This window comes from Thiohalocapsa halophila (genome assembly GCF_016583825.1).
Taxonomy (GTDB): domain Bacteria; phylum Pseudomonadota; class Gammaproteobacteria; order Chromatiales; family Chromatiaceae; genus Thiohalocapsa; species Thiohalocapsa halophila.
Window position 1 is genome coordinate 172,930 of the sequence record NZ_NRRV01000001.1, and the last position, 14,185, is coordinate 187,114.

A 14,185-nucleotide genomic window follows, 5' to 3' on the forward strand; every position below is an offset into this window, starting at 1 on the left:
GCAAAGACGGCCTGTTTGGCGTATCGATGGTGGAGCTTCAGCCCGAACCCTGTGCGCGCTGCGACATGACTCGCAATCTAGTGCAAGGACTCCGGGGCGTCAACGCAGCCCGGGGTTTTTTCGACGCCGCTGACGGTGAAGCCGGCGTCTTCGACGGCCTGCACCAACGCCGGCACCGCGAAGCCGCCGCCGCTGATGCGAACACGCCCGCTCGCCAGATCCGGCGCCGCCTCGTGCACGCGCTCAAGGGCCTCCAAGGAGCGCTTGACACTGCCAACGCAGTGCTGACAGCTCATTCCCTGCACGTGCAGGACCAGGCCGGCGTCCGGCGCCCCGCCGGCGCCGCCGGGAGCACCTGCGGACGCCCGCGCCTGCCAGCGCCGCCATAGCAGATAGCCCAACAGGCCGAGCAGCACCAGCGCGGACAGCGTCGCCAGCAAGCCGCCCCCGTGCTCGTGGGGCGCATGCAGCACCGGGGCAGCGCTCAGCACCTGGTCGAACAACAGACCAAAGCCCAGGCTCATGACCACCACAGTGCCCAGGTAGAGGCCGAGCACGCTCGCACCGAGGGTCCGGTAGACGGCGCCGATGGTGGCCACATTGGTTGCCGGGCCTGCCATCAGAAACACCAGCGCCGAGCCGGCGGGCATGCCGGCGACGATGAGCGAAGCGGCGATGGGCACCGACGCCGTCGTACAGACATACAAGGGTAGCGAAATGGCGAGCACCACCAGCATGCCGACCAGCCCCTGCGCCCAGGTCTGGCCGACGAAGAAGTCCGCCGGCACCAATGTCGTGATCAGCGCCGCCACCAACACACCGGCGATCAGCCACAGGTCGATGGCCGCGAGCAGATCGAGCACCGCGTAGCGGATTGCGCCGCTGACGCCCCGGTCGCCGCCCGAGCTGTTGAGGGTGGTCTCGCCGTCGGCGCCCGCCTCCGCCGGCGCCGGCGTCAGCCGATTCACCAGCACGCCGCCGATGACGCCGGTGACGAAGGCCGCGACCAACTTAAACAGCGCAAAGGGCCAGCCGAGAAAGGCGGCACTCACCAGAATGGAGTCCACGCCCGTCTGGGGCGTGCTGATCATGAACGATGTCGTCGCACCCGGAGACGCGCCGGACTTGCGCAGCCCCAGGGCCGTCGGGATGACACCGCAGGAGCACAGCGGCAGCGGCACCCCCAGCAGCGACGCCCGCACGGTGCTGGCGAGGTCCGGCCGGCTGAGCCGCCGGTGGATGGCCGCCGCCGGCACATAGACATGCACCAGACCTGCGATGAACAGCCCGAGCAGCAGCGACGGCGACAGCTCCAGCAAGATCTGCCATAGGGCGGCGGGGAAGCGTGCGACGGCGTCCAACATAGCAGCGGTAGTCAGCGGCGGGCGTCCGACCCGGTCAAGTCCCTGACAGGGGCATTGGACGCATCCAATTCAATCTGTCTAAAGCAGCAGCACCTTTGACGCGTTAATCGGCGGCACGTTCCTCGTAGCGCTCCCGCGCTTGGCGCTCCTTCTCTTTTTCGTGCTGGTCGTAGGCATAGCCGCCGAGGGCGCCGGCGGCGGCACCGATGAGCGCGCCCTTACCGGCATCGGCGCTGGCCGAGCCGATGGCGGCACCGGTAGCCGCGCCCGCCGCGGCACCGCTGGTGGTGCGGGAGGCCGTGGTGGTGCCACAGCCGCTGACGACGAGTGCGGCGAGCACAGCGGCCAGGGCGAACTTGATAGGGAGTGCGAGGGTTACGGGCATAGGGGTGAAACCTCCGAAGTGGGCGCATGGTGCGCCGGCGCGGGGCTTCCCGCGCCGGCGGCGAGGGCCCCGCGCGGGGCGCTCGCGGCGTCAGTGCAGCGGGCACGTCTAGTCGATGTTGCCCTTTTCGTGCTGGTCGAACAGGTAGCCGCCTAGGGCGCCGGCGCCGGCACCGATGAGCGCGCCCCTGCCGGCATTGGCACTCAGCGAGCCGATGGCCGCACCAGTGGCAGCCCCGAAGAGCGCACTGGAGCCTGCCCGCTCGCCGGTGGTGGTGCCACACCCGACCAGCAGCAGTGCGACCGCCGCGAAAAAAATAGTTGCGGTTTTAGTCATCTCGATCAACTCCGATGGCTGCTAAGGACGATCAGGGACAGGGATAGCGCGCCGCCAGCGCTCGCACCAGGCCGACGACAGGCAGCTCGCCCATGCGCTCGGCATCGTCCTTGCTGGCTTCCACCCAGCTCAGAAAGGCGCGGCGACCGTCGCCGATGGTAGCGTCGTCGGGATAGCAGATCAGCCGCTTCATCTGCTCCCGATCGCTGACGGCATCATGGTATTGCACGGACGCCTCGATGAAGGCGCGGCATGCGAAGGTCGCTGCAATGTGCTCGGGCTGCTCTGGTGTGGTCGCGCACACCGCATAGAGGTCTGCGGTGGTATCGAAGTCGAAATCCTCGTCCTGCACGGCCTGGGCCGGCGCGGCGGTCAGACCGAGCACCCAGATGGCGGCCAAGGCAAGATACATGTGGCGGGCCTGCATGGCATGACTCCCAAAATGCTGTCGCTAGATCGTTCTGCTCGGTGGCACGCACCGCGTCGCCAGTCCGCCCACCGCGCCTGGATCATGCTCCCAGCACACCGGTGGGAACAAGCCTGCCGGTGGGAACAAGCGTGCCGGTGGGACAAAGGCAGCCCGGCGCCGGGCTCTTGGGCTCTTGGGCCCTGCTGTCGGGCCCTCAGCCAGCGGGAAAGCACGCCGCCAAGCCCGCCTCCAGGGTCGGGTAGCGCAGCTCGATGCTCAGCTCATCGAGCAGCTTGTGGTTGCTGAGGCGCCGCGACTCCCGCAGGTACGATAGCATGCCCGCCGAGACCCGGCCCGGCGCCTGCGCCAGCGGAATCTGCGGCGGCGCCTCCACGCCCGCGGCCGCCGCGACGCTCAGAAAATAATCCGTCATCGTGCTCGGATGGCCGTCGCAGACATTGTAGAGACTGCCGTCCGGTGCGCGCTCCATCGCCGCCAGGCAGATACGCACCAGATCCTCTGCATGGATGCGGTTCGACCAGGGCGCCTCGTCGGCGGCCACCACGGGCTGACCGGTTTCGATGCGGGCCAGTGGCAGCCGATCACAGGCGTAGATGCCCGCCACCCGCAGGATGACCAGCTCGCCGCCGCCTGCTGCGTGCCAGGCGCGCAGGCGCTCCTCGGCATCCCAGCGGCGCAGCGCCCGGTCCGCGGCGGGCTGCGGGGTCCGGGTCTCGTCCACCCAGTCGCCGCCGCAGTCACCATAGACCCCGGTGGTGCCCACATACACCAGCCGCCGCGGCTGACCGCGCTCGGCGAAGGTCTGGATGAGGCGCGCCGTGAGCGGGTCCTCGCGACCCTCGCCTGGGGGCGGCGCCAGGTGAAAAACGTCGGCACCCGCGGTGTCGAGGCGCTCCAGCGGGTCCTCCAGCAGGTCGCGCTGTAGGGGGCGGATGCCGAGGGCCGGCAGCCGTGCCGCACTCTCGGCGCTGCGCACCACGCCAGTGACCGGATTGCCGCCGCCGGCGAGGCGGGCGCCGAGCGCACGGCCGATGTAGCCGCAGCCGATGATGATCACGATCTTGCTCACTCCTGCACTAGGTTGGGGCTGAAAAAAGCTTGGGGCTGAAAAAACCGGACGGCTCGCCGCGGCCCGCGGCTCACGCCGGCGTCAACGGCGGTCGGGGCCGACGCGGCCTGCGGGGCTTGCGCGGCGGCCCGCTCATCGCGACATGGTAAGGTCCGCGCCCGTCGTCACAATGCTTGCAGACCGCACCCAAGCGGGTGCGGCCGGGAGTTTCAGGCCATGCGCTACACCATCAGTACCGAGCCCGCCGGCCACGAGTTCAGGGTCGAGCCCGGGCAGACCGTGCTCGAGGCCGCCATCGCCCAGCGCATCGGTCTGCCCTATGGCTGCCGCGACGGCAAGTGCGGCAGCTGCACCGCCCAGCTCCTCGCCGGCCGTGTCGGCTACCCCAGCGGCAAGACCGAGGCCCTGTCCGGGCAGCCGCAGGGCGCCTGCCTCACCTGCCAGGCGGTGCCGGAGACCGACATCGCGCTGCGTGTCGCCGAGCTCGAGACCGTGGCCGACATCGAGGTGCGCATCCTGCCCTGCCGCGTGGCCGACAAGACCCAGCTCAATCACGACGTGATGCGCCTGCGGCTCAAGCTGCCGGAAACCCAGCGACTGCAGTTCCTGGCCGGGCAGTACCTGGAGTTCATCCTCGCCGACGGCCGCAAGCGCGCCTTCTCCATTGCCAACGCGCCGCATGACGACGCGCTGATGGAGCTGCATGTGCGCCGGGTGCCGGGCGGCGAGTTCACGGATTTCATCTTCGATGAGCTGAAAGAGCGCACCGTTCTGCGCATCCAGGGGCCGCTCGGCAGCTTCGTGCTGCGTGAGCAGTCCGACCGGCCCATGCTCTTCATCGGCGGCGGCACCGGCTTCGCCCCCATCAAGGGGCTGCTGGAGCATGCCTTGCACATGGGGATCACCCGGCCCATGACCCTATACTGGGGCGCGCGCGCCGAGCGCGACCTCTACCTGCCCGAGCTGCCCCGGCGCTGGGCGCAAGAGCACCCAAGCTTCCGCTATGTGCCGGTGCTCTCCCAACCTGACCCCGACTGGACCGGCCGCCGGGGCTATGTCCACGAGGCGGTACTGGAAGACCATCCGGACATCGCCGACTACGACGTCTACATGAGCGGCCCGCCGGTGATGGTCGAGGCCGGGCGTGCCGCCTTCGAGGCCCGCGGCCTGTCGCCGGATCACGTCTTCTCGGATGCCTTCGAGTACGCCGCCGACAGCCCGAGCTTCAAAGGCTGAGCCGAGTCTGGGCAGGCTGAGCCGCGGGGCATTCGCAACCCCTTGTGCACAGCCATTAGGGTTCGGAGACCGTTTGCAATGGCGATGACGATCCCCGATCAGGAGCTTGAGCCTATAGCTAGCCTCAGCGCACCGGCGCCGCGCGCGGCGGCGCTTGCACCCGGGGCTCGGTGCGCGCCGGCAGCGACGGCCTAGCGCTCCGCAGGCGGGCGCGCAGTGCCGCCAGCTTAGCCGCCAGGACCGCGCCGGGCCGGTCCGGGGGACGGTGCGGCGCCGCAGCCAGGCGCTGCGCCGCAACCAGGGCCGCGTCCAGCAGCAGCAGGTCATCCGCCGCCGCCGCCGCGGCCGCCACATCCAGCTGATCCCGCAAGAGCTGCTTACTCGCGGCAGGCGCCCCGGGCGGCCGCCAGGTGCGTGACGGCGGCAGTCGCGCCGCGTCCCGCGCCAATGCCGCAAGCCTAGCCGCGAGCTCGGCGCGCTCCACACGCGAGAGGCTGCGGCGCAGGCCGGCGGACAGGCCCTGCGGCGCCCGCCCCGGGCCGCCATCCGCGGCACCGTCCGGCGCCTGCGCTGGATCTGCCGACGGCTCTTCATCCGCGGCCGCGGCCAGGGCCGCCGCCCGCTCCGCGAGCGCAGCCTCCGCCGCCTGTACCCGAGCCATCAGGCGCCGCTGCTCCTGCGCGGCGGCGGCGACGGACGCACGCATCTGCTCCAAGCCGGTACGCAGGCCGCTGCGGTAGAGCTGAGCGGTGACCACGGTGCCGAGGGCCAGCAGCACCAACAACACGGAAATCAGCAGCAGTGGCCAGCGCCGCCGGCGTGCGCCCTTGGCGCCAGCGCTCACGGCGGCTCCACCCCGCCGGCCTCGCGGCCCGTTGCCGATGCTTGCGCAGCCAGCGCACACACCGCCGCCAGCATGCCGGCGTCATCGGGCTGCGGGGCGACGGCGAGCCGGGTGAAGCCGAGCCCGCGGGCGGTCTCGGCATTGCGGGCACTCAGCACGGCCAGCGGCAGCCCCTTGAGCCAGGCATGGGCCGCGGCGGGCACCAGCGCCAGCAGGTTGTGCAGCACCTCGTCGCTGGTGGCCGTGACGACGCCGAGGGTGCTCCGCCACTGCGCGAGCGCCACACCGGCGTCCGCCGCTGGCAGCCCGCGCCGATAGACCTCGGCGTAGTGCACCTCGGCGCCGCGCTCGCCCAGCGTCTTGCCGAGCAGCGCCCGCCCGCCCTCGCCGCGGACGATGAGCACGCGCCGGCCCGTCACCTGTTGCAGTGCCGGCAGCGCCAGCAGGGCCTCACTGTCGAAGCCGGCCGCGGGCACCAGCGACGGCGCCAGCCCCGCGGCCTGCATGGCCTTGGCGGTGGCGCGGCCCACCGCGGCGAGCTGAATGTGCTCGCCGCGGTGGGCCGCCGGCGCGAGGCGCAGCGCCTGCTCGACGGCATTGCGGCTGATGAAGACCATCAGGTCCCAGCGCGCCGCCAGCAGTGCAGCGGCGGCGTCCGGGGCCGCCGGCGGCTGGATCTCGACGCTGGGGAAGCGCACCGGCTCACCGCCGGCGGCGGCCACCAGCCGGCACAGCCCCTCGGCCTGGGCGGCCGGGCGGGTCACCAGTACGCCGCAGCCGCCGAGGTCGCAGTCAGGTGGTGGCGACGGGTCGCCCGGGCGGCCGTGCGCTGGCACTGCGCGCTCGCTCATGGCCGCTCCGTCAGGCCTCGCGTAGGTCCGCCAGGATGGCGTCCGCCCCCTGGCCGGTGAGCTCATCGGCGAGGCGCTCGCCGAGGGCCTCGGCCTCCGCGACGGGCGCCCGGCCCTCGGCGCGCAGCACCTGCTTGCCGTCCGGCGTGCCGACGAGGCCGCGCATGAACAGCCCGCCGTCCTCGTGCACCGCATGGCCGGCGATAGGCACCTGGCAGCCGCCCTGGAGCTTGGCGTTCATGGCCCGCTCCGCGCGCACCCGCTCGGCGGTGGCCTGGTGGTGCAGGGGCTCGATGAGGGCATGCACGCGGGCGTCGTCGCTGCGGCACTCGATGCCGATGGCGCCCTGGCCGATGGCGGGCAGGCTGTCCGCGGCGGAAATCTGCGCGCGGATGCGCTCGGCGAAGCCGAGCCGCTTGAGGCCGGCGGCGGCGAGGATGATGGCATCGTAGACGCCGTCGTCGAGCTTGCGCAGGCGGGTGTTGACATTGCCGCGCAGGGGCTCGATGCGCAGGTCCGGGCGGCGGGCGGCGAGCTGGCACTGGCGGCGCAGGCTGGAGGTGCCGACACAGGCGCCCTCGGGCAGCTCGTCCAATGAGCCGTAGCGATTGGACACGAAGGCGTCCAGCGGGTCTTCGCGGTCCATGATCACCGCCAGATGCAGCCCCGGCGGGAAGTCCACCGGCACGTCCTTCATGGAGTGCACGGCGATGTCGGCGGTGCCCTCCAGCATGCCCTGCTCCAGCTCCTTCACGAACAGCCCCTTGCCGCCCACCTTGGCCAGGGGCGCATCCAGGATCTTGTCGCCGCGCGTGGTCATGCCGACGATCTCGACGGCGAGGTCCGGGTGCAGCCGCGTCAGCAGCGCCGACGCGTGCTCGGCCTGCCACATGGCGAGGGGGGATTTGCGGGTGGCGATCTTCAGGGTGTCGGGCATGGATGATTTCCGGCAGTCGGTTCTCGGTGGCACGGGCCAGCCGGCGGCGCGCCGGCTCCGGGCCGCCGGCGGGAGCGGGCGCCGCGGCCGCGGTGGTCCGTGGAATCAGCCATGGCCGTTAGCCATGGCGCAGGAAGCGGCGAATCTCCGGCAGATGGCGACGGCTCACGGGCAGGCGCTCCTCGCAGCCGGCGAGCACCGCGAGGGTCGCCCCGTCCGCGGCCTTCTCCAGCCCCACCAGCTGCTCGATGGCCACCAACGCATTGCGATGGATACGCACGAAGTGCTCGGGAAACTCCTGCTCCAGCGACTTGAGCGACTCGTCGATGAGCATGCGCCCGCCGGCGTGGCGCACGGTGACATACTTCTGCTCCGCCAGCAGGTAGAGCACCTCCTCGACGCCCACCGTCTGCACGCCGCCGCGATAGTGTGCACTCAGGTGACGGCGCCGCCCGCTCGGGTCCTCCTGGCCGCTGGCGACGCGCTGCGGCCGGGTGGTGCGCGGCAGACGCTCCAGGGTCGCTTGCAGACGCTCACGGCGGACGGGCTTGACCAGATAGTCGGCGACATTGTGCTCGAAGGCGTCCAGGGCGTACTCGGGGTAGGCAGTCACCAGCACCACCGCCGGCGGCGGGTCCAGGTCGGCGAGCGCCGCGGCCGTCTCCAGGCCGGACATGCCGGGCATCTTCTGGTCCAGCAACACCAGATCGGCATCGTTGTCGCGCGCTGCGGCCACGGCGTCCTCCCCGTTGGCCGCCTCGCCGACCACCGCATAGCCTTCGTCGAGCTCATCGATCAGGCGCCGCAACCGCTCCCGCGCCGGTGCCTCGTCGTCCACGAGCAGGATCTTCATGACTGCCTCCATGGGTAAGGGAAGACCAGCCGCACCAGATAATCGCCGTCCACCAGCGAGCGCGTCACCCGCGCCGTGCCGGGAAACATCGCCTCCATTCGCTGCGAGACGTTCTGCAGTGCCATGCCGTTGCCGCGATGCCGGCGCGCCGCATCCGCCGAGCGCGGCAGCGTGTTGCGGATGCTCAGGCTCACCGCGCCGCGGCGATAACGCCCGACGATACGGATCACGCCGGGCTGTGAGGACGGCTGAATGCCATGGTAAACCGCGTTCTCCACCAAGGGCTGCAGAATCAGCGGCGGCACCGCTGCATCGCCCGGTAGATCCTCGAGGTCCCAGATGACCCGCAGGCGCTCGCCGAGGCGCTGTGCCTCGATGTTCAGATAGCGCCGGGAGAGAGCCAGCTCTTCGGCGAGGGTGGTGCGGTCGGCGTCCGTGGCCAGCGACGCCCGGAACAAGTCCGCGAGGTCTTCGACCACCTCTTCGGCGAGGCGCGGATCGGTCTGGGTCAGGCTGGCGATTGTGTTCATGCTGTTGAACAGGAAGTGCGGACGAATGCGCGCCTGCAGGGTCTTGAGCCGGGCGTTGGCCACAGCCTCCACTTGGGAACGCCACTGCTGATGCAGGTAAAGGTAACGCAACATCAACGCCCCGACGATGGCCGAAATCAGCCCGGCGCGAATCAGGAGCCCGCGCGCCCCATCGTCGGGGAAGAGTCCCGCGGCTTCGGCCCAGGGCACCAGAATCGTACACATAAAGGCGACCGCCACGGCACTGGCGACGATCACCGCCAGCGCTGTGACCACCGCCGCGGGGCCGGGCATGCGCCGCAGCGGTATGCGCAGGATGCACAATAGGCTGGCGCCCAGCATGACGATGCCGAGCACCAGCAAAGACAGCGGACCGAGCCGCGCCCAGAAGCCCGCGAGCGGGCTGCTGGAGGCCAGCGCCAGCAAAATCGCGAGCAGCTCCCCGTACAGCACCACGCCGAGCGTCATGGGCAGGCTGCAGAAATCGGGCAGCAGGGCGGGCGCGTGTGCCGCCGGTGCGGCTTTGGACGCTGCCTCGCGCGGGGCACGCGGCGGCGGGCTTGTGGCCATGGGCTGTGTGTAGACTCCGGACGGCGCGGCCCTGTAATCTGAGCCGGCTTCGGCTTTCCGTTCTCTCAGTCCGCCAATTTACCAGCACACGAGCGCAATGACCGATTCCGCCGCAAAACCCTGGGCCGGGCGCTTCGAGCAACCGACCGACGCCTTCGTCGAGGCCTTCACGGCATCGGTGGGGTTCGACCATCGCCTCTATCGCCAGGACATCGCCGGCTCCATCGCCCATGCGCGCATGCTCGCCCATCAGGGCATCCTCGATGCAGACGAGTGCGATGCCATCGTCGCGGGCTTGACACGCATCGGCGAGCGCATCACCGCCGGCGACTTTGCATGGTCCGAGGCGCTGGAAGACGTGCACATGAACATTGAGGCGGCGCTCACCGCCGAGGTCGGCGACGCCGGCAAGCGCCTGCACACCGGCCGCTCCCGCAACGATCAGGTGGCCACCGACATTCGCCTATGGTTGCGCGAGGAGATCGACGCCCTGCTCGGCGGCATCGACGCCCTGGTGGCAGCGCTGCTGGACCTCGCCGAGCGCGAGGCGGAAACCATCATGCCGGGCTTCACGCATTTGCAGGTGGCCCAGCCCATCACCTTCGGCCATCACATGATGGCCTGGGTGGAGATGCTCGAGCGCGATGCGGATCGCTTTCGCGACTGCCGCCGGCGCCTCAATGTCATGCCGCTCGGCGCCGCCGCGCTGGCAGGCACCACTTATCCCATCGACCGCAGCTTCACCGCCGCGGCCCTCGGCTTCGAGCACGCAGCGGAGAACTCCTTGGACGCGGTCTCCGACCGCGACTTCGCCATCGAATTCGCCGCCGCGGCGGCCATCGCGATGATGCACCTGTCGCGCTGCTCCGAGGAGCTGATCCTCTGGTCCTCCGCGCAATTTGGCTTCATCGAGCTGTCGGACGCCTACTGCACTGGCTCGTCCATCATGCCGCAGAAAAAGAACCCGGACGTGCCGGAGCTGGTGCGCGGCAAGACGGGACGCATCTTCGGGCACCTGATGGGCTTGCTGACCCTGATGAAGGGCCAGCCGCTGGCATACAACAAGGACAACCAAGAGGACAAAGAGCCCCTGTTCGACACCGCCGACAACCTGCGCGGCGCGCTCAAAGTATTCGCCGACATGATGCGCCACGTCAGCTGCAACCGCGCGCGCATGCGCGCGGCGGCGAGCCAGGGCTTCGCGACGGCCACCGATCTGGCGGACTATCTGGTGCACCGAGGCATCGCCTTCCGCGACGCACACGAGATCGTCGGCAAGGCCGTAGCCTTCGGTATCCGCAGCGGCCGTGACCTCGCCGAGCTGAGCTTGGAAGAGCTGCGCCGGTTCTCCCCGGCCATCGGCGAGGACGTCTACAGCGTCCTGACGCTGGAGGGCGCCGTGGCCGCGCGCAATCACTTGGGCGGCACGGCTCCCGAGCAAGTGCGCGCCGCCATCGCACGCAAGCGCCGGGCCCGGGCCGAGACGGGCGATGCCGGGCGCTGAGCCCGCAAGCGCCCGACGCACACCCGAAGCCTGGCCCGGCGACAGCGCCGGGGCGATGCACAGCACGAGTGCATCGGCCCTGAGGCCTGCGCAGGTGCCCCCGGCCCGCCTACGAGGACCCCATGGGCGATAGCATCGACGACCTGAGCGAGCGCCTGCTCGCCTTTGCCCGCGCCCGAGACTGGGAGCAGTTCCAGTCGCCGAAGAACCTGGCCATGGCGCTTGCCGGCGAAGCCGGGGAGCTGCTCGAGCACTTCCAGTGGCTCACCGAGGCCCAGAGCGCGGACCTGAGCCCGGAGAAGCGCCGCGCCGTCGCGCATGAGCTCGCGGACATCCTGAGCTACCTGCTGCGCCTGGCCGAGCGCCTCGACGTCGACCTCATCGCCGCGACGCACGAGAAGATCGCCATCAACGAGGTCCGCTACCCTGCCGAGCGGGTGCGGGGCGATGCCAGGCGCGCCAGTGAGTACGAGGATTGACGGGCGCGCTCGGTCCAGCGCGTACAGACGCAGGCGGCGTCAGGGTCTAAACTGCGGACACTACGCAGCCGCGCGTCAGCGCGCGAGTCGACGAGTCAATCATGAGCATCGACGCCGCAATCTCCCAATGTCCGGTGTTCCAGGGCGTGCCGCTGACGCGCGCCCGCGCCCTGCTGGCGGGCGGGCAGCAGCGGACCATCGCGACGGGCGAGATCCTCATCGACGAAGGCCTGCCGAACGAGCACCTGCACCTGGTCCTGTCCGGGCGCCTGCGGGTGATGCTGCCCATCAATGAATCACGCTTTCGCACGGTGCATCTCGCCGATTTGGAAATGGGCGCCCTCACCGGCGAGTACTCGGCCTTCGACCAGCGCCCGGCCTCGGCGCGGGTCAGCGCCGTGGAGACCACGGTGCTGCTGTCGCAGCGCGCCCACGCGTTCACGGCGGCCCTGGACCAGGACCCGGAGACCGCCAAGCACGTCTATCGCAATCTGCTGGAGCTGCTCATCGAGCGTCTGCGGGCCACGGACGCCGAGGCGGAGGTCATCATACCCGTGTGACCGACGCCGGTGATTTGCCTCGCACGGATGCCTGCGGCAGCGGTGCTCATGGCCGGGTGCCAAGCCGAGACTGGCGGTCGCGCCGCCCCCTCAGGGAATAATGAGCCGCATACCGAGCCGCAGCTCGTCGGGGCCATTGAGCACGTCTTGGTTGGCCTCGAAGATGCGTCGCCAGGCGCTCGGATCACCATAGACCTTGGCAGCGATGCGCGAGAGGGTATCTGCGGCGCGCACCTCATAGACCGCCTTGGCTCGGGCGCCTGCATCGGTACTGCGGCGGCCGCCGGACGCTGCGTCGTCACCGCCCTGCGGCTTACGCTGGCGCTCGCCCTGGGGACCGGCCTGGCGGGCGTGCTGGCGGGCGTGCTGGGAGCCGCTGTCGAGAAGCGGCGCATCGCTCACCGGCGTCGGCGCCGCGCTCCGGGCCCGGGCGCTGGCGGCCTCCAGGCGATTGTCCAGCTCCAATACGCGCTGCACCGCCTCGGCCTGGCGCTCCTTGGCGGTCGCCAGCTCCAGCGACAGGCGCTCGTTCTCGGTGCGCACCCGCGCATGGGCCTCCTCCAGCGCCGCGTGCAGCTTCTCGGCCTTGTCCGCCCGCAGCAGGGCCTCGTCGACGGTGAGCTGCTGTTGCTTGAGGCGTGCCTCCAGCTCGGCGACGCGCGCATCCAGCGCCTTGACTTGGTCTTCGGCTTCCCGGCGCGCGCGCTCTGACGCGGCGAGCCGGCGCTGGAGGGCTTGCACGCGTGCGGCCTCGCCGACGAGCGCCGCCTCGCCTGGCTCGCCGTCCACCTCGCTCAGGCGTGCGTCTAGGCGCTCGGCCAGCGTGGCGAGCCGCGAGGCCTGGGCATCCAACCGCTCGGCTATGGCCCGCTCACCCTCCAGGGCCCGCAGACGCTCGGTCAGGGCCGCGTTCTCCTGCAGGAGCCGCTCGCGCTCGGTCCGCAGCGCAGGCTCCCCTGCGGCGGCCTTGGGAGCGCTGTCCTGCGCGGAGGTCGGGGGCGCCGGCAGCAACATCAGGGCGGCCGCCAGCACGGCGGCGCAAGCACCGGCCACGGGATGGATCAGCTGGACCGCAAGACGGGCTGGCATGGACAGAACAGGTGGCATGGCAGAGCAGGCTTGCGCCTCGGGTCTGATGTCTGAAACCGGCCGCCGAGCGCCCGACGCCGACATCAGTCGCGTGCTGGTGATCCGGCGAAGGCGGCGGGCAGGCGCGTCAACAGGGCGCGCATACCGCTGGCGAGACGCTGCCAAGGGCGTTTCTTGGACTGCCAGCGCAGCCGGTAGAGATCGCGGCTGGCGCGCGCGGCGAGCAAGTAATCGTCGCTGGTGCTGAGATCGTCCACCAGCCCCAAGCCGAGCGCCTGCTCGCCGTACCAGTACTCACCGGTGGCGACCTTGTCGAGATCCAAATCCTTACGGTACTCCCGAATGAAGCCCTTGAACAGTTGGTGTGTTTCCTCGAGGTGCTCGCGGAGCTTGGCACGACCGGCCTCGGTGTTCTCACCGAACAGGGTCAGGGTCCGCTTGTAGTCTCCGGCGGTATGCAGCTCGAAGTCGATCCCCTGATGCTGGAGCCAGCGATGGAAGTTCGGCAGCTGGGCGATCACCCCGATGGAGCCGATGATGGCGAAAGGCGCGGCAACGATGCGATCGGCGACGCAGGCCATCAGATAGCCCCCGCTGGCGGCGACCCGGTCCACTGCGACCGTCAGCGCAATACCGCGCCGGCGGATACGCAGCAGCTGCGAGGCGCCGAGGCCATGCTCGTGCACGGCGCCGCCGGCGTTGTCCAAGCGCACCAGCACCTCGTCGCCCTCGCCTGCTTCTTGCAGCAGGGCCGAGACGGTCTCGCGCAGGCCGCCCACCTCGCTGGCGAGCAGGTCACCGTGGAAGTCCAGCACGAACAGGCGCGGGCGCTCGGCGGTCTCTGCCTTGGCCCGAGCCTTGTGGGCTTTTTGCTCCGCCTTGGCCCAGCGCTTGTATGCCTTGGGCGGCAGGGTCGCGCGCTTGAGGCCGTCCGCCATGTCCTCGTAGCGGTCATTGAGGTTGGTGATCTCGAGCCGACCGCCGTCGACCTCGTGCCCGCCCTGGTGGCGGGCACGCAGCGCCAGCGCCACGAAAACGCCGAGCAGCGCCAGCAGGGTCAGGGTCTTGGCAGTGAACAGGCCGTAGTCGATCAGGGCATCCAGCAAGGATTGGCCTCCTCAGGGTTGCGCGCCGCTCATCGCCGCCGC

The 14,185-nt window shown here is 70.4% G+C and carries 16 protein-coding genes; 4 read left to right on the forward strand and 12 right to left on the reverse strand.

The window, feature by feature from the left end; translation table 11 throughout:
- Window positions 1–77: 77 nt before the first annotated feature.
- The 5 genes from CKO31_RS00790 to CKO31_RS00810 all read right to left on the reverse strand — a co-directional run bounded on the left by CKO31_RS00790 (window position 78) and on the right by CKO31_RS00810 (window position 3,584).
- Window positions 78–1,364, reverse strand: a complete 1,287-nt coding sequence (locus CKO31_RS00790; RefSeq protein WP_200233071.1) for a permease — start codon at window positions 1,362–1,364, stop codon at window positions 78–80.
- A gap of 103 nt (window positions 1,365–1,467) precedes the next feature.
- Entirely contained in the window at window positions 1,468–1,749 is a 282-nt protein-coding gene (locus tag CKO31_RS00795; RefSeq protein WP_200233073.1) for a YMGG-like glycine zipper-containing protein, read from the reverse strand.
- A 108-nt stretch (window positions 1,750–1,857) separates the two neighbouring features.
- Entirely contained in the window at window positions 1,858–2,085 is a 228-nt protein-coding gene (locus CKO31_RS00800; protein ID WP_200233075.1) for a YMGG-like glycine zipper-containing protein, read from the reverse strand.
- A 31-nt stretch (window positions 2,086–2,116) separates the two neighbouring features.
- Window positions 2,117–2,512 carry a Rap1a/Tai family immunity protein gene (locus tag CKO31_RS00805; protein ID WP_200233076.1) on the reverse strand — a complete coding sequence of 132 codons (396 nt, stop codon included), beginning with the start codon at window positions 2,510–2,512 and terminating at the stop codon, window positions 2,117–2,119.
- A gap of 196 nt (window positions 2,513–2,708) precedes the next feature.
- Complete coding sequence (locus tag CKO31_RS00810; RefSeq protein ID WP_322789064.1) at window positions 2,709–3,584, reverse strand: SDR family oxidoreductase; 876 nt, start codon at window positions 3,582–3,584, stop codon at window positions 2,709–2,711.
- Window positions 3,585–3,800: 216 nt separating this feature from the next.
- Here CKO31_RS00810 and CKO31_RS00815 point away from each other — a divergent pair, with 216 nt between their 5' ends.
- Window positions 3,801–4,820, forward strand: coding sequence for a CDP-6-deoxy-delta-3,4-glucoseen reductase (locus CKO31_RS00815; RefSeq protein ID WP_200233077.1), 1,020 nt, complete (start codon window positions 3,801–3,803; stop codon window positions 4,818–4,820).
- Between the two features lie 124 nt (window positions 4,821–4,944).
- Here CKO31_RS00815 and CKO31_RS00820 read toward each other — a convergent pair whose 3' ends face one another.
- The 5 genes from CKO31_RS00820 to CKO31_RS00840 all read right to left on the reverse strand — a co-directional run bounded on the left by CKO31_RS00820 (window position 4,945) and on the right by CKO31_RS00840 (window position 9,405).
- Entirely contained in the window at window positions 4,945–5,664 is a 720-nt protein-coding gene (locus CKO31_RS00820) for a hypothetical protein (protein WP_200233078.1), read from the reverse strand.
- Window positions 5,661–6,515 carry a uroporphyrinogen-III synthase gene (locus CKO31_RS00825; protein WP_200233079.1) on the reverse strand — a complete coding sequence of 285 codons (855 nt, stop codon included), beginning with the start codon at window positions 6,513–6,515 and terminating at the stop codon, window positions 5,661–5,663. Before CKO31_RS00825 ends, CKO31_RS00820 begins: the two co-directional genes overlap by 4 nt.
- A gap of 10 nt (window positions 6,516–6,525) precedes the next feature.
- Complete coding sequence (hemC, locus tag CKO31_RS00830) at window positions 6,526–7,452, reverse strand: hydroxymethylbilane synthase (RefSeq protein ID WP_200233084.1); 927 nt, start codon at window positions 7,450–7,452, stop codon at window positions 6,526–6,528.
- Between the two features lie 118 nt (window positions 7,453–7,570).
- Window positions 7,571–8,305 (reverse strand): LytR/AlgR family response regulator transcription factor, encoded by a 735-nt coding sequence (locus CKO31_RS00835; protein ID WP_200233085.1) that lies wholly within the window; start codon window positions 8,303–8,305, stop codon window positions 7,571–7,573.
- Window positions 8,302–9,405 carry a sensor histidine kinase gene (locus CKO31_RS00840; RefSeq protein WP_200233086.1) on the reverse strand — a complete coding sequence of 368 codons (1,104 nt, stop codon included), beginning with the start codon at window positions 9,403–9,405 and terminating at the stop codon, window positions 8,302–8,304. Before CKO31_RS00840 ends, CKO31_RS00835 begins: the two co-directional genes overlap by 4 nt.
- 97 nt (window positions 9,406–9,502) lie before the next feature.
- Between CKO31_RS00840 and argH the strand changes: the two genes are divergently transcribed.
- The 3 genes from argH (at window position 9,503) to CKO31_RS00855 (ending at window position 11,948) form a co-directional block, all read left to right on the forward strand.
- Window positions 9,503–10,909 carry an argininosuccinate lyase gene (argH, locus tag CKO31_RS00845; RefSeq protein ID WP_200233087.1) on the forward strand — a complete coding sequence of 469 codons (1,407 nt, stop codon included), beginning with the start codon at window positions 9,503–9,505 and terminating at the stop codon, window positions 10,907–10,909.
- 122 nt (window positions 10,910–11,031) lie between these two features.
- Window positions 11,032–11,388 carry a nucleotide pyrophosphohydrolase gene (locus CKO31_RS00850; protein ID WP_200233089.1) on the forward strand — a complete coding sequence of 119 codons (357 nt, stop codon included), beginning with the start codon at window positions 11,032–11,034 and terminating at the stop codon, window positions 11,386–11,388.
- A 101-nt stretch (window positions 11,389–11,489) separates the two neighbouring features.
- Complete coding sequence (locus tag CKO31_RS00855) at window positions 11,490–11,948, forward strand: Crp/Fnr family transcriptional regulator (RefSeq protein ID WP_200233092.1); 459 nt, start codon at window positions 11,490–11,492, stop codon at window positions 11,946–11,948.
- A 90-nt stretch (window positions 11,949–12,038) separates the two neighbouring features.
- Here the strand turns inward: CKO31_RS00855 and CKO31_RS00860 are convergent, their stop codons facing one another.
- On the reverse strand, window positions 12,039–13,037 hold the full coding sequence (locus CKO31_RS00860) for a LysM peptidoglycan-binding domain-containing protein (RefSeq protein ID WP_200233094.1): 999 nt from the start codon (window positions 13,035–13,037) through the stop codon (window positions 12,039–12,041).
- 83 nt (window positions 13,038–13,120) lie between these two features.
- Window positions 13,121–14,143, reverse strand: coding sequence for a protease SohB (gene sohB, locus CKO31_RS00865; protein WP_200233095.1), 1,023 nt, complete (start codon window positions 14,141–14,143; stop codon window positions 13,121–13,123).
- Between the last annotated feature and the right edge of the window lie 42 nt (window positions 14,144–14,185).

Bases quoted from the DNA above. Each gene is read 5' to 3' on its own strand.
- CKO31_RS00790 (WP_200233071.1), bottom strand. From the start codon at position 1,364: ATGTTGGACGCCGTCGCACGCTTCCCCGCCGCCCTATGGCAGATCTTG.
- CKO31_RS00795 (WP_200233073.1), bottom strand. From the start codon at position 1,749: ATGCCCGTAACCCTCGCACTCCCTATCAAGTTCGCCCTGGCCGCTGTG.
- CKO31_RS00800 (WP_200233075.1), bottom strand. From the start codon at position 2,085: ATGACTAAAACCGCAACTATTTTTTTCGCGGCGGTCGCACTGCTGCTG.
- CKO31_RS00805 (WP_200233076.1), bottom strand. From the start codon at position 2,512: ATGCAGGCCCGCCACATGTATCTTGCCTTGGCCGCCATCTGGGTGCTC.
- CKO31_RS00815 (WP_200233077.1), top strand. From the start codon at position 3,801: ATGCGCTACACCATCAGTACCGAGCCCGCCGGCCACGAGTTCAGGGTC.
- CKO31_RS00825 (WP_200233079.1), bottom strand. From the start codon at position 6,515: ATGAGCGAGCGCGCAGTGCCAGCGCACGGCCGCCCGGGCGACCCGTCG.
- hemC (WP_200233084.1), bottom strand. From the start codon at position 7,452: ATGCCCGACACCCTGAAGATCGCCACCCGCAAATCCCCCCTCGCCATG.
- CKO31_RS00835 (WP_200233085.1), bottom strand. From the start codon at position 8,305: ATGAAGATCCTGCTCGTGGACGACGAGGCACCGGCGCGGGAGCGGTTG.
- CKO31_RS00840 (WP_200233086.1), bottom strand. From the start codon at position 9,405: ATGGCCACAAGCCCGCCGCCGCGTGCCCCGCGCGAGGCAGCGTCCAAA.
- argH (WP_200233087.1), top strand. From the start codon at position 9,503: ATGACCGATTCCGCCGCAAAACCCTGGGCCGGGCGCTTCGAGCAACCG.
- CKO31_RS00850 (WP_200233089.1), top strand. From the start codon at position 11,032: ATGGGCGATAGCATCGACGACCTGAGCGAGCGCCTGCTCGCCTTTGCC.
- CKO31_RS00855 (WP_200233092.1), top strand. From the start codon at position 11,490: ATGAGCATCGACGCCGCAATCTCCCAATGTCCGGTGTTCCAGGGCGTG.
- CKO31_RS00860 (WP_200233094.1), bottom strand. From the start codon at position 13,037: ATGCCAGCCCGTCTTGCGGTCCAGCTGATCCATCCCGTGGCCGGTGCT.